Source organism: Enterobacteriaceae endosymbiont of Donacia cinerea, from assembly GCF_012569925.1.
Lineage (GTDB): Bacteria > Pseudomonadota > Gammaproteobacteria > Enterobacterales > Enterobacteriaceae.
Genome location: NZ_CP046204.1, coordinates 380,605 through 393,941 on the forward strand (window position 1 = coordinate 380,605; position 13,337 = coordinate 393,941).

The window sequence follows — 13,337 nt, forward strand, 5'->3', positions numbered from 1 at the left end:
ATTTAGAAATATGATAAATAAAAATTTTTATATAAAATTTTCTATTTAATAATTCCATATTCAAACTCATGTAAGAAATATTTTAATGCACTATTTAAAGGTTCCATTGCACTTGGTGCATGTGCACAAAAAGAACCTCCATTGGTTAATTGTTGACTTATTTCTTTAAGAAGAGAAATATCTTTTTTAAAACCTCTTTTTTTTTCTAAACTATCTAATATTTTAACAATCCAAGGTAATCCTTCTCGACAAGGAGTACAAAAACCACAAGATTCTCTTGCAAAAAAAACTTCTAAATTTTTAATTAAAGATAAAATATTAATACTATTATCTATAGCTAGAGATATACCTGTTCCTAATCTACTACCTGCTTTATTAATATTTATAAAATCCATTGGTAAATCTAAATGATCTTTTGTTAATAAACTAGTACCTGCTCCACCTGGTTGCCATGCTTTAAATATAAAACCTTTTTTCATTCCTCCTGCATATTTTTCTAAAATTTCTCTAGCAGGTGTCCCAAAAGGTAATTCCCATAATCCAGGATTTTTTACATTTCCAGAAAAACCTAGCATTTTTGTACCACTGTCATACTTACTTTTAGATATGTTTTTATACCAATTAGGGCCATATTTTATTATACCAGGTACATTAAATATAGTTTCAACATTATTGATACATGTTGGTTTACCCCACAAACCAACTAAAGCTGGATATGGAGGTTTAAAACGTGGATTTGCACGTTTACCTTCTAAAGAATTAATTAATGCTGTTTCTTCTCCACATATATATCTTCCTGCTCCTATATGGAGATATAAATCAAAATTAAAACTACTTTTTAATATATTTTTACCTAAAAAATTAAAATTATAAGCTTCTTTTATCGCTATATTTAAGATATTTCGACAATTTATATATTCACCTCTTAAAAAGATATATCCTTTGTTAGCTTGAATCGCAAAAGCACTAATTATTATACCTTCTATTAATTGATGAGGAATATGTTCTATTAAAAAACGATCTTTATAGGTTCCAGGTTCCATTTCATCAGCATTACATAAAAAATAACGAATTTCTTTATTATTTTTTTTAGGAGGAATTAAACTCCATTTTAATCCAGTATAAAATCCTCCTCCTCCTCTTCCTTTTAATTTTGATTTTTTAATAATATGAATTATATTTTGAGGAGTATTTTTTAATAAACTATTTTTTAAACTTTGATAACCATCTTGTTTTATATATTTTTTTAAAAATATTGTTTTATTTTTATTAATACGCCATGTTAGAGGGTGTGTTTCTGGATTGGGATTGATGATTTTCATTAATATAATTATCCAATATTTGATTTATATAATTAATAGATAATGAAGTATAAATTTTTTCATTAATCATTATAACAGGACTATTTTCACAATGTCCTAAACAACATATAGGTATTAGAGTAAATAATTTATCAGAAGTTGTTTGTCCTGATTTAATTTTTAATTTATTTTCAATATATTTTAATATTTTTTCATATTTTGTTATATAACAAACAATACTATCACAATATTTAATAACGTATTTACCTACTGGTGATCTGAAAATTTGACTATAAAATGTAGCTATACTATCAATTTCAGAAGAATTAATATTTAAAATATTAGAGATAATAATAATAATATCATCAGATATCCATCCATATTTTTTTTGAAAAAATATTAATATTTCAATAATAGCAGCATTATTATATTCATAATGATTTTTAATTTTATCAATTATTTTAAATTCTTCTTTATTTAAAGAAATACTTGTTTTGTTAATTATTTTTTTCATAAAATTATATATTAACGGTCTACATCAGACATAACAAAGTCAATACTTCCTAAGTATGTAATTAAATCTGATATGAGACTTCCTTGAATTACAGATGGTATTTGTTGTAAATGAGGGAAACTAGGTGTTCTAATTCTAGTTCGATAACTCATGGTACTACCATCACTAATTAAATAATAACTATTAATTCCTTTGGTAGCTTCAATCATTTGGAATGATTCATCAGCAGGTATTAATGGTCCCCAAGATACTTGAATGAAATGATGGATTAAAGTTTCTATATGGTTTAACATCCTCTCTCTAGGAGGAGGTGTTGTTAAAGGATGATCAACTTTATATTGCCCTTCAGGCATATAATTGAGACATTGTTTAATAATACGTAAACTTTGCCAAATTTCTTCAAATTTTAATAAAATTCTAGAATAACAGTCACTAATATTATGACCTATAGGAATATCGAAATCAAAATTTTCATATCCAGAATAAGGTCGCCATTTACGAACATCAAGATTTAATCCGGTAGCTCTTAAACCAGTACCAGTAATCCCCCAAGATATTGCTTCTTTTTGATTATAAAATGCTATATTTTTAGATCTAGATATTAAAATACTATTTTGTAATGCTACTTTTTTATATATATTTAACCTTTTAGGTAACCAATTTAATAATTTTTTTACTAAAATATCCCATCCATTAGGTAGATCTTGTGCTAAACCTCCAATTCTAAACCATGCAGGATGCATTCTAGCTCCTGTAATAGCTTCAATTATATCATATATTTTTTGTCTATCTGTAAAAACTAAAAATATAGGAGTCATTATACCTAAATCTTGCATAAAAGTAGATAAACATAATAAATGACTATTAATACGAAATAGTTCAGATAACATTACTCTAATAACTTTAATTCTATCTGTTATAATAATATTAGCTAATTTTTCAATTGCAAGAATATAAGGCATTTCGTTTATACAACCACCTAAATATTCAATACGATCTGTATATGGAATATATGTATGCCATGTTTGTCTTTCTGCTATTTTTTCCGCCCCTCTATGATGATAACCTATATCAGGTATACACTGTATAATTTCTTCTCCAGATAATTGTAATATTATTCTAAAAGCACCATGTACTGAAGGATGATTTGGTCCTAAATTTAGATACATATAATCATTTAATTTATTTTTTATAGGTAAATTATAATCTTCTGGATTAAATTTAGTAGATTTAATATCTTTTTTATATTTTTTTTTTGTTAATAAATAAGGAATAGATTCAGTAGCTCGAGAAGGGAAATCTTTACGTAAAGGATAACCATTATCCCAATTTTTGGGTAATAAAATATGTGATAAAGAAGGATGATTAATAAAATTGATTCCAAACATTTCCCAAATTTCTCTTTCATACCAATTAGCATTTTTAAAAAAATTTGTAATGGTATTAATATTTAAAAATTTTTCTTTCAGAGGAATTTTTATAATAATATCAGAATTTCTATTAATAGATATTAAATGATAAAATAATGAAAAATCCATTTTTTTCATTAAGTTAAATTTATTAAAATGTAATCTTTCATCAATACCATGCATATCATATAACATATTATATGGATTTTTTATTTCTAAAAAAAATTTTATAAATTTTATTATATCATTTGATCTAATCCAAATAATCAACGGAATTTTATTATTAAGATTATTTTGTATAATAAAATCTTTAAAGTTAAATTTTTTATTTAACTCATTTATAATAGGTTCTGTATTTTTCTGAGAAAAAGATTTATTATGTATATCTCCTATTTTTTTAATTACATTATCAAAAACATTATTCATAAATAGGCCTTATTATAAATATTTTTAATACTATATATTTTTTATTGATTTAAATTTAATATTTTTGTTATTTAAATGCTTATTTAATGATTTTGTAAATTTAGCTTTATATACTCCTTGATCTCCTATAATCCAAGATAAAGGACGTCTTTCATAATTTATAGCTTTTTGTAATAATAATAATGCTTGTATGTATGCTTCTGGTCTAGGAGGACATCCTGGAATATAAATATCTACAGGTAAAAATTTATCTACTCCTTGTACTACAGAATATATATCATACATTCCTCCAGAATTAGCACAAGCTCCCATTGAAATTACCCATTTAGGTTCTAGCATTTGATCATACAATCTTTGTATAATAGGAGCCATTTTTAAAAAACATGTCCCCGCTATTACCATAAAATCAGCTTGTCTTGGAGATGCTCTTAATACTTCTGAACCAAAACGTGAAATATCATTAATAGATGTAAATGATGTCGTCATTTCAACATAACAACAAGATAATCCGAAATTATAAGGCCATAAAGAATTTTTTCTACCCCAATTAATAATTTTATTTGTAATTTTTTTTAAATTACCCAAAAAAATATTCTTACTAATTTGATCATTTAAAGGATCAATATTAATATTTTTTTTATTTTCTAAAGGATAACTTTTTTTATCATTTTTAATTTTATTTAGAATATATTTCATTTTATTATGTATATTTTTATATAATTAAATATTTTTATATTTCCAATTTAAAGCTTTCATTTTAAATAAATAAAATAAAGTAACTAAAATAGTAAAAATAAATAGAATACCTTCAGTGAAACCTTCTAATTTTACTATTTTAATAGTAACAGACCATAAATATAAATATAAAGATTCAATATCAAATATGATAAAAAATATTGCTATTAAATAATAATTAATATGCATTTTAATTTTAGTATTACCATAAGCATAAACTCCAGATTCAAATGGTATTTGTTTATCTAAACCGTATGATTTTCCTCCTAAAAATGAAGAAATAAATATCATTAAACAACTAATAATTATAGCAAAAAATTGAAATATTATAAAATATTGAGGATTATATGTTAATTTATTTATTATCATCATTAATTCCCTCTTTTTAAAAATGTATTTATATTACGTAATTATGTATTAAAAATTTTTTTAAATAGGAAAAATTATTAGATAATTTATAAGATAAATTTTTTTTTTCTATACAGTTAGTTAAAATATTAGGTAATAATATTTTTTTATGTAATGTATTATAAATATAATTTTGAAATTTAGCTGGGTGTGCGGTACCAAGAAACACATTAAATGTATCTCTTTTTAAAATTTGTTTTTTTAATGCACAAAAACTTACAGCTGAGTGTGGTTCTAAAATATATTTATATTTATTATAAAAATTTATTATTGTATTAGTTGTTTGTTTATCTGTAATCGAATAAGATTCTAATTTTTTTAAATTCCAGTTATTTTTTTTAAAAATTTCTATAATTCTAGGCCAATTATTAGGGATACTAACATCCATTGCATTAGATAATGTTGGTATTGTTTTTTTAGGATTCCAGTTTCCTTTTTTTAAAAATCTGGGTATTGTATCATTTATATTAGTTGCAGCAATAAACTTATGTATAGGTAACCCCATTGTTTTAGCTATTAATCCAGCGGTTAAATTACCAAAATTTCCACTAGGAACTGAAAATACTATTTTATTTTTTCTTTGATTTAAAGGAATTTGTGAAAAAGCTTCAAAATAATAACATATTTGTGCTATTAGTCTACTAATATTAATTGAATTTGCAGAATTTAAATATAATAACTTTTTAAGTTCTTTATCATTAAAAACTTGTTTTATAAGTTTTTGACAATCATCAAAATTACCTGTAATTGCAATTGTTTTTATATTTTTTCCTAATGTACAAAATAATTTTTCTTGTAAAATAGAAATCTTTTTATAAGGATATAATATAATAACTTCAATATTTTTCATTTTATAAAAAGCATGAGCAACAGCAGCACCAGTATCACCAGAAGTAGCGGTTAAAATAACAATTTTTTTTTTTTTATTAAAAAAATTTAACATTTGTGCCATAAAACGAACACCAAAATCTTTAAATGCTAAAGTAGGTCCGTGAAATAATTCTAAACAAGCAAGATTTTTATCAATTAAATTTAATAATATTGGAAAGTTAAATGCTTTAGTTATTTGTATTTTTAATTCATCTAATAAGATTTCTTTTTTATTTAAAAATAATGAAATTATATAATTACTTTTATCTACAAAGTTAAGTTTTAATATATTTTTAATTGTTTTATTATTTAGTTTTGGTATATTTATAGGAAAAAATAAACCTTGTTTTTGTCCTAATCCTTTTTTTAAAGCTTGACTAAAATTTTTTTTTTCTTCACTATAATTAATATTATAAAATTTCATTTTTGCTCCACAATTTGAGTACCTATATTATTAATTTTACATATATAAACAAATCCTGTATTATTTTTTAAATAATTTTTTTTAAACCAATTAACCATATCATATGCAATATTTAAATTATTAAAAATACTAAAAACTGTAGGTCCTGATCCAGATATTCCGTAACTTAGAGCACCTAATTTTTTTGCTTCATAAGAAATTTTTTCAAAATTAGGTATGAAAGATTTTCTATATGGTTCAGCAATAAAGTCTTTCATTAATTTTGATGCTAATAATTCCTGTTTTGTATAACTAGCATTAATAAAGCCAGCTAAATATTGACTTTGTTTAATAAAAATTTCTTTTTCATATAATTTTGGTAAAACTTTTCTAGAATAAAAAGTAGATAATTTAATTCCAGGATATGCTATTACCCAGAACCAATTTTTGAAAATTGGGATATTTTGAATAATTAAATTATTTTTATTAATAATTAATATTAATTTCATCCCACCTAATAAACAAGGAACAATATTATCATAATGTATATTACCGGATAAAAATCCTTCTAATTCTCCCATTAATTTTAATAAATCAATATTATTTAATGGATTATTACAAAATAAATTTATTGCTTTTAAACAAGCAACAATTGAACATGCACTGGAACCTAATCCTGATGCCACCGGGATATTTTTTTCTAAAATTATTTTTACAGGAATTTTTTCTCCAATTTTTTTACAAAATTTTGTCCAACAATGAAAAATAATATTTTCACAATTATTTTTTGGTAAATCATTTAAAAAAAGACCCTTATTAATCAAAATAAATTTCTTGGATGAAGAAATTGTTATAAAATCTCCTAGTAAACCTTTATCAATTCTAGATAATGCAATTCCTAAAGTATCAAAACCTACATTAATATTTCCAATAGAAGCAGGAGAATAAATTTTAATCATAAATAATAATTTCCTTGTAATTTAATTAAATTAAACGTAATAAATCATTTAATACTCCTGCTGCAGTAACATTATTTCCTGCACCGTATCCTCTTAATATTAATGGATATGGTTGATAATAATTAGTATAAAAAGCAAAAGAATTTTCTCCATTTTTTATTTTAAAAAAAGGATGATTATTATCAATTTGTATAATTTTTACTTTACACACACCTTTTGAATTTATACTACCTATATAACGTAATACTTTATTATTTTTTTTTGCTTCTTGAATTTTTTTTGTGTAAATCACATCTAATTCTGATAAAGACTCCAAAAATTCTTTAAGAGAATCTTTTTTATTAAATTTATTTGGTATAATAGATTCAATAATAATATCATTTAATTCTATATTTAATCCAATTTCTCTAGCTAATATAAGTAATTTTCTAGCTACATCTATTCCAGTAAGATCTGATCTTGGATCTGGTTCAGTAAAACCCATTTTTTTAGCCATAATTATTGATTTTGATAAAGTAACGCCTTCTTCTAACTTACCAAAAATAAATGAAAGTGAACCTGATAAAATTCCAATAAAATTATTAAGTTTATCACCTGTTTTTATTATGTTTTGTAATGTATTAATTACTGGTAATCCAGCACCAACATTAGTTTCATAATAAAAGTTTAAATGTAATTTATTTGCTATTGAACGTATTTCTTTATAATATTTTATTGTAGATGAATTTGCTTTTTTATTAGTAGCAATTATATTAAAACCATCATATAAAAAATCTATATATTTATCTGCAATTGTTTGTGAAGAAGTACAATCAATAATTACGGGTTTAATAAATTTATATTTTTTACATTCATGTAATAATTTTTCTATTGTATAATGATTATTAATATCATTATTAATTTTTTTTTTCCAATTTTTAACATTAATACCATTTATATTAAATAAACAATTTTTTGTATTAATAATACTACAAATTTTTAAATTAATATTTTTATTTTTAAAATAATATTTATTTTGATCAATTTGTTTTAATAAAGTACTACCAATACCTCCAGTACCTATTATAAAAATTTCTAAAATTTTTTCTTTATGAAATAATATTTTATGTGCTATTTTTATAATATTTTTTGCATATTTTTCTTTTATAACAACAGTAATATAATTTTGAAAAATATTTTGTGATATAGTAAATATCTTTATATTTGTTATTTTAAAAATATTTAAAAATTTAGAAATTAAATTTGTAGAATAATTAATATTATTATTAACTAATGTAATTAACGATAAATTTTGAATTATTTTAATTGATTTAATTAAATTATATTTAAATTCTAAATAAAATTCTTCTTTTAATAAAATATTTAAATTATTTAAATCTTTATCTAAAATTAAAATATTAATATTACAATCTTCTGAAGATTGGGTAATAAAATAAATAGATATTTTTAATTTAAAAATAAAAAATAATATTCGTGATATAATATTTTTTATTTGTTTATTCTTATCACCACTAATATTTAACATAGATATATTTTTTAATTCAGTAATTCCTTTTATTTTAGGTAAGATATTTTTTTTTTTATCAAAACTACTAATTAAAGTTCCAGTAGATTTTATATTCATTATATTTTTAATAACACAAGGTATATTATTTTGTAACATTGGTGCTAGAGTTTTATAATGAATTACTTTCGCTCCAAAATATGCTAATTTTATAGCTTCTTTATAGGTAATAAATTTTAATAAATGAGTATTTGATATTAAATTAGGATCTGCTGTATATATACCATTAACATCAGTCCAAATTTCACAATATTTAGCTTTTAAACAAACAGCTAATACTGCTGCAGAATAATCAGAACCATTTCTACCTAATAATACTGTTTCTTTTTTTTCATTAACTGCAGAAAATCCCGGCATTAATATTACGTTAATGTTTAATAAATTAATATTTTTAATGTTTTTAAAAGTTAAATCAATATCTACTGTTGATTCTAAATAAGTTCCATATGCTGATAAATATTTTTTAGGAGAAATTATAAATATTTTATATTTTTTTATTTTTAATAAACTTTCTAACAAAAGAATAGAAAATTTTTCACCTTGTGATAAAATTTTTGCTTTAATGATATTAGGACAATAATTAAGTAAATTAATACCATATAATAATTTTTCTATTTTATTAATAATTTTATTTATATTATTATTTATAGTATAAATATCTAAATTTTTTATATTTTTTTTTAAATTATTAGTTAAATTTATAAAAAATTCTTGGATATAAATTATATCTTTTTTATAATTTTTTTTTTTTATAGATTTTTCTATCATTTTTTCTAAAATATTTGTAATATTTGCAGGAGCGGATAAAACAACTGCTATTTTTTCATTCTTTAAATACATATTAATTATATTAATTATTAATAAAAATCTTTCTGCATTTTTTAAAGATGTTCCACCAAATTTCAATACTCTCATATTGTTAAACCTACCTAAAATTTTAAAATATAAAAATATGAATAAATATATTTATAATTTTTATGAAATAAATATATAACAATGATTTTATTATTTAAATTGAAATATTTAATTTATTTATATTATTAAATAAATGAAGTTTTTTTATTTTAAATAAAATTTTTTAAAAAAAAGATTATAAATAGTTTAAAATAAAAAATAATTTTGTTTATATAAAATTACTATTTTTTATAAATTTTAAATTTATTTATATACATTATAACATGAATAATACATTATTAATTAAATAATTTAATAGTTTATATAAATATTTTTATAAAACTAAATTATCTTATTTTAAGAAAACATCTTTAATATTTTTAACATTTTTATATAAAAAACCTTTTCCTCCTTTAACTGAAAAAAATTTTTTTAATTCTTGATATTTTAATTCAAATTTTTTATTATTTGTTTTTATACAAATTATAGAATTTTTATTAATAAGAAATATCCATTTTAATTTATCTTTTTTTTGAATAAAATCTTTATTATTAATAAAAATTAATCTATTTCCTTTACCTCTAGAAAGTTTAGAAACTTCATCAATAGAAAATAATAAAAATTTATTTAAAAAAGATATAGCTAATATTTTAAAATTTTTATTTTTAATAACTAATGGTGGTAATAATTCAGCATTATCTGATAAATTAATAGATAATTTTCCATTTCTATTACAAGCGATTAAATCATTAAATTTACATATAAAGCCATAACCAGAACTAGAAGAAAGAATAATTTCTTTATTATTAGATTCTATTAATAAACTTTTAATTATAGATCCTTGTGGAATATTTAATTTTCCATTTAAAGGTTCTCCTTGACTACGAGCGGCAGGTAAAGAAAAAGAATCTATGCTATAACTACGTCCTTTTGAATCTAAAACAACTATAGTTTGATTTTTTTTACCTTTTACTGAAATAAAAAAAGAATCTCCTGATTTATAATTTAAACTTAAAGGATCTATAGTATGACCTTTAGCACATCTAATCCAACCCATTTTAGATAAAATAATCGTAATAGGTTCACTTAAAATTAATTCAGATTCATTTAATAATTTTGCTTCTTTTCTTTTTTTAATAATTGAACGACGAGAATTTCCATAATTATTAGCAGATAATAAGATTTCTTTTTTTAAAAGTAAATCCATTTTTTTTTTTGAAAATAATATTTTTTCAATTTTTTTATGTTCTATTTCTAATTTTTTTTTTTCATTTATTAAATTATTTTCTTCTATAAATGAAACAGAACGTAATTTAAAATTAAGTAATGTTTCTATTTGTATATTAGTAAGATTAAATTTTTTTTTAATAATAGAGTGAGGATTTGGATTTAAACGAATAATTTTTATAAAATTTTCTAGATTAGAATAAATTATTAATAATCCTGTAATTATATGTAATCTTTTATTTATTTTTTTTAAATAAAAATTTAAACGTTTTTTTACTATTTTTCTTCTAAATAAAATCCATTCTGATAATATTTCTATTAAATTTTTTACAGCAGGTTTATTATCTAAACCTATCATATTTAAATTAATACGATAACTTTTTTCTAAATCAGTCATAAAAAATAAATGATACATAATTTGTTCAATTTTTAAATAATTAAAATTATTACGAATTATAATAACTATTCTAGTAGGATTTTCATAATCAGATTCATCTCTTATTTCTTCAATCATCGGTAGTTTTTTATTTCTCATTTGTGTTGTAATTTGTTCAATAATACGTATTCCAGAAATTTGATATGGTAATGCTGTAATAATTACAGTATTATCTTTTATTTGCCATACTGCTCTTAATTTGATAGAACCTCTACCTTTTTCATATATTTTATAAATTTCATCTTTAGGTGTTATAATTTCACTTCCAGTCGGAAAATCTGGACCTTGAATAATATTTAAAATTTCATTTAATTTAATTTTAGGGTGATCAATTAATTTTATTATAGCATTAGATATTTCTTTAATATTATGAGGAGGAATATCTGTTGCCATACCTACTGCTATTCCTGTTGATCCATTTAAAATTATATTTGGTAAACATGCTGGTAATATTTTAGGTTCTAATAATGTTCCATCAAAATTAGGTATAAATTTTACAGTACCTTTTTCTACTTCATTTAATAATATATCAGAATATTTTGCTAAACGAGATTCTGTATATCTCATTGCAGCAAATGATTTAGGATCATCTTGAGAACCCCAATTTCCCTGACCTTCTATTAAAGGATATCTATAAGAAAAATGTTGTGCCATTAAAACCATTGCTTCATAACAAGCTGCATCTCCATGAGGGTGATATTTTCCAATAACATCACCAATTGTTCTAGCTGATTTTTTAAATTTACATGATGATTTTAATCCTAATTCAAACATGGCATATATAATTCTTCTTTGTACTGGTTTTAAGCCATCACCAATATGGGGTAAGGCTCTATCAGAAATTACATAAATAGAATAGTTTAAATAAGCGTGTTCTGCAAATTTATCCAATAATATTGTTTCTATTATATTTTTTTTTATTAACTTATTCATTTATTATTTCCTAAGTGAAATTTTATATAAAATATACATTTTTATTATAAAGAAACTTTGTAATATTTTAACTATCAAATAATAAAATTTATATTTAAATTTTAATTATTAAATTGAATTTTAAAGAATAAATATGTTATTTTTATGCAATAATATTTTGTTTTGGATATTTTAATATGCAAAAAATTTATTTTAAGAATAAAAAAAATTTAGTAACTCCAAAAGAATTAAAAGACAAATTACCAATTTCTCATGAAATTAAAAAAAGTATATTAACTTCACGTTCAATTATATCAAATATTATTACTGGTAAAAACCATAGATTATTAATTATTTGTGGACCTTGTTCTATTCATAATATTGATGAAGCAATAGAATATAGTAAATACTTAAAAAAAATGTTTTCTAAAATTCATCATAATATATATCTTGTTATGAGAGTATATTTTGAAAAACCTAGAACAATTTTAGGATGGAAAGGATTAATAAACGATCCATATATGGATTACTCTTTTAATATAAATAAAGGATTATATTTAGCACGTAAATTACTAATAAAATTAGTTAAAAATAATATCCCATTAGCTACAGAAATTTTAGATCCTAATACATTAAAATATCTTGATGATCTTTTAAGTTGGATAGCTATTGGAGCACGTACAGTTGAATCGCAAATACATAGAGAAATAGCTTCTTCAGTTAAAATACCTGTAGGTTTTAAAAATAATATAAATGGTAATATTCTTTCTGCTATAAATGCCATTCAAGCTTCTTCTACAGCACATCATTTTATGAGTACAGATAAAAATGGTAAAATTTGTATTATTAATACTAAAGGAAATAGAAATTGTCATCTTATTTTAAGAGGAGGACAAAAACCTAATTATTATAAATCTGATATAATAGAATGTGAAAAATCTTTATTAAAAGTAAAATTGAAACCTAAAATAATGATAGATTGTAGTCATGGTAATTCTAATAAAGATTTTAAAAAACAAAAATTAGTTATTGATTCGATAATTTCTCAAATTAAAGAAGGAAATAATTCTATTATGGGGATAATGATAGAGAGTTATATAAATGAAGGAAATCAAATTTTAAATATTAATAATTATAAAAAATTAAAATATGGCATATCAATTACAGATGGATGTATAAATTTACAAACAACAAAAAATATTTTATATAAAATAAATAATGAATTAAATTCAATACTTAAATTACGTTCAATATAAAAAAATATTAATAAAATATAATT

The 13,337-nt window shown here is 20.9% G+C and carries 10 protein-coding genes; 1 reads left to right on the plus strand and 9 read right to left on the minus strand.

What is annotated here, in order from left to right; genetic code table 11:
* Positions 1-41: 41 nt before the first annotated feature.
* From nuoF to parC, 9 genes are all read right to left on the minus strand, one after another.
* The gene (gene nuoF, locus GJT94_RS01875; protein WP_168894436.1) at positions 42-1,322 is read right to left on the minus strand and encodes an NADH-quinone oxidoreductase subunit NuoF; all 1,281 of its coding nucleotides are present in this window, start codon (positions 1,320-1,322) and stop codon (positions 42-44) included.
* Complete coding sequence (nuoE, locus tag GJT94_RS01880) at positions 1,270-1,815, minus strand: NADH-quinone oxidoreductase subunit NuoE (protein ID WP_168894437.1); 546 nt, start codon at positions 1,813-1,815, stop codon at positions 1,270-1,272. The genes nuoF and nuoE overlap by 53 nt, the downstream gene beginning before the upstream one ends.
* 11 nt (positions 1,816-1,826) lie before the next feature.
* Positions 1,827-3,650 carry an NADH-quinone oxidoreductase subunit C/D gene (gene nuoC / locus GJT94_RS01885; RefSeq protein WP_168894438.1) on the minus strand — a complete coding sequence of 608 codons (1,824 nt, stop codon included), beginning with the start codon at positions 3,648-3,650 and terminating at the stop codon, positions 1,827-1,829.
* Between the two features lie 30 nt (positions 3,651-3,680).
* Positions 3,681-4,346, minus strand: a complete 666-nt coding sequence (locus tag GJT94_RS01890) for a NuoB/complex I 20 kDa subunit family protein (RefSeq protein ID WP_168894439.1) — start codon at positions 4,344-4,346, stop codon at positions 3,681-3,683.
* Positions 4,347-4,370: 24 nt separating this feature from the next.
* Positions 4,371-4,757 (minus strand): NADH-quinone oxidoreductase subunit A, encoded by a 387-nt coding sequence (ndhC, locus tag GJT94_RS01895; RefSeq protein WP_168894440.1) that lies wholly within the window; start codon positions 4,755-4,757, stop codon positions 4,371-4,373.
* Positions 4,758-4,782: 25 nt separating this feature from the next.
* On the minus strand, positions 4,783-6,087 hold the full coding sequence (thrC, locus tag GJT94_RS01900; protein ID WP_168894441.1) for a threonine synthase: 1,305 nt from the start codon (positions 6,085-6,087) through the stop codon (positions 4,783-4,785).
* A complete protein-coding gene (thrB, locus tag GJT94_RS01905) occupies positions 6,084-7,025 on the minus strand; it encodes a homoserine kinase (protein ID WP_168894442.1) in 942 nt (313 codons plus the stop codon). The genes thrC and thrB overlap by 4 nt, the downstream gene beginning before the upstream one ends.
* 25 nt (positions 7,026-7,050) lie before the next feature.
* On the minus strand, positions 7,051-9,504 hold the full coding sequence (thrA, locus tag GJT94_RS01910; protein WP_168894443.1) for a bifunctional aspartate kinase/homoserine dehydrogenase I: 2,454 nt from the start codon (positions 9,502-9,504) through the stop codon (positions 7,051-7,053).
* 331 nt (positions 9,505-9,835) lie between these two features.
* Positions 9,836-12,079 (minus strand): DNA topoisomerase IV subunit A, encoded by a 2,244-nt coding sequence (gene parC, locus GJT94_RS01915; protein ID WP_168894444.1) that lies wholly within the window; start codon positions 12,077-12,079, stop codon positions 9,836-9,838.
* A gap of 176 nt (positions 12,080-12,255) precedes the next feature.
* Between parC and GJT94_RS01920 the strand changes: the two genes are divergently transcribed.
* Positions 12,256-13,314, plus strand: coding sequence for a 3-deoxy-7-phosphoheptulonate synthase (locus GJT94_RS01920; RefSeq protein ID WP_168894445.1), 1,059 nt, complete (start codon positions 12,256-12,258; stop codon positions 13,312-13,314).
* The last annotated feature ends 23 nt before the right edge of the window (positions 13,315-13,337 follow it).

Excerpts from the sequence above, each read along its gene's own strand:
- ndhC (WP_168894440.1), bottom strand. The coding sequence starts at position 4,757 with ATGATGATAATAAATAAATTAACATATAATCCTCAATATTTTATAATA.
- thrC (WP_168894441.1), bottom strand. The coding sequence starts at position 6,087 with ATGAAATTTTATAATATTAATTATAGTGAAGAAAAAAAAAATTTTAGT.
- parC (WP_168894444.1), bottom strand. The coding sequence starts at position 12,079 with ATGAATAAGTTAATAAAAAAAAATATAATAGAAACAATATTATTGGAT.
- nuoC (WP_168894438.1), bottom strand. The coding sequence starts at position 3,650 with ATGAATAATGTTTTTGATAATGTAATTAAAAAAATAGGAGATATACAT.
- GJT94_RS01890 (WP_168894439.1), bottom strand. The coding sequence starts at position 4,346 with ATGAAATATATTCTAAATAAAATTAAAAATGATAAAAAAAGTTATCCT.
- nuoE (WP_168894437.1), bottom strand. The coding sequence starts at position 1,815 with ATGAAAAAAATAATTAACAAAACAAGTATTTCTTTAAATAAAGAAGAA.
- thrA (WP_168894443.1), bottom strand. The coding sequence starts at position 9,504 with ATGAGAGTATTGAAATTTGGTGGAACATCTTTAAAAAATGCAGAAAGA.
- GJT94_RS01920 (WP_168894445.1), top strand. The coding sequence starts at position 12,256 with ATGCAAAAAATTTATTTTAAGAATAAAAAAAATTTAGTAACTCCAAAA.
- thrB (WP_168894442.1), bottom strand. The coding sequence starts at position 7,025 with ATGATTAAAATTTATTCTCCTGCTTCTATTGGAAATATTAATGTAGGT.
- nuoF (WP_168894436.1), bottom strand. The coding sequence starts at position 1,322 with ATGAAAATCATCAATCCCAATCCAGAAACACACCCTCTAACATGGCGT.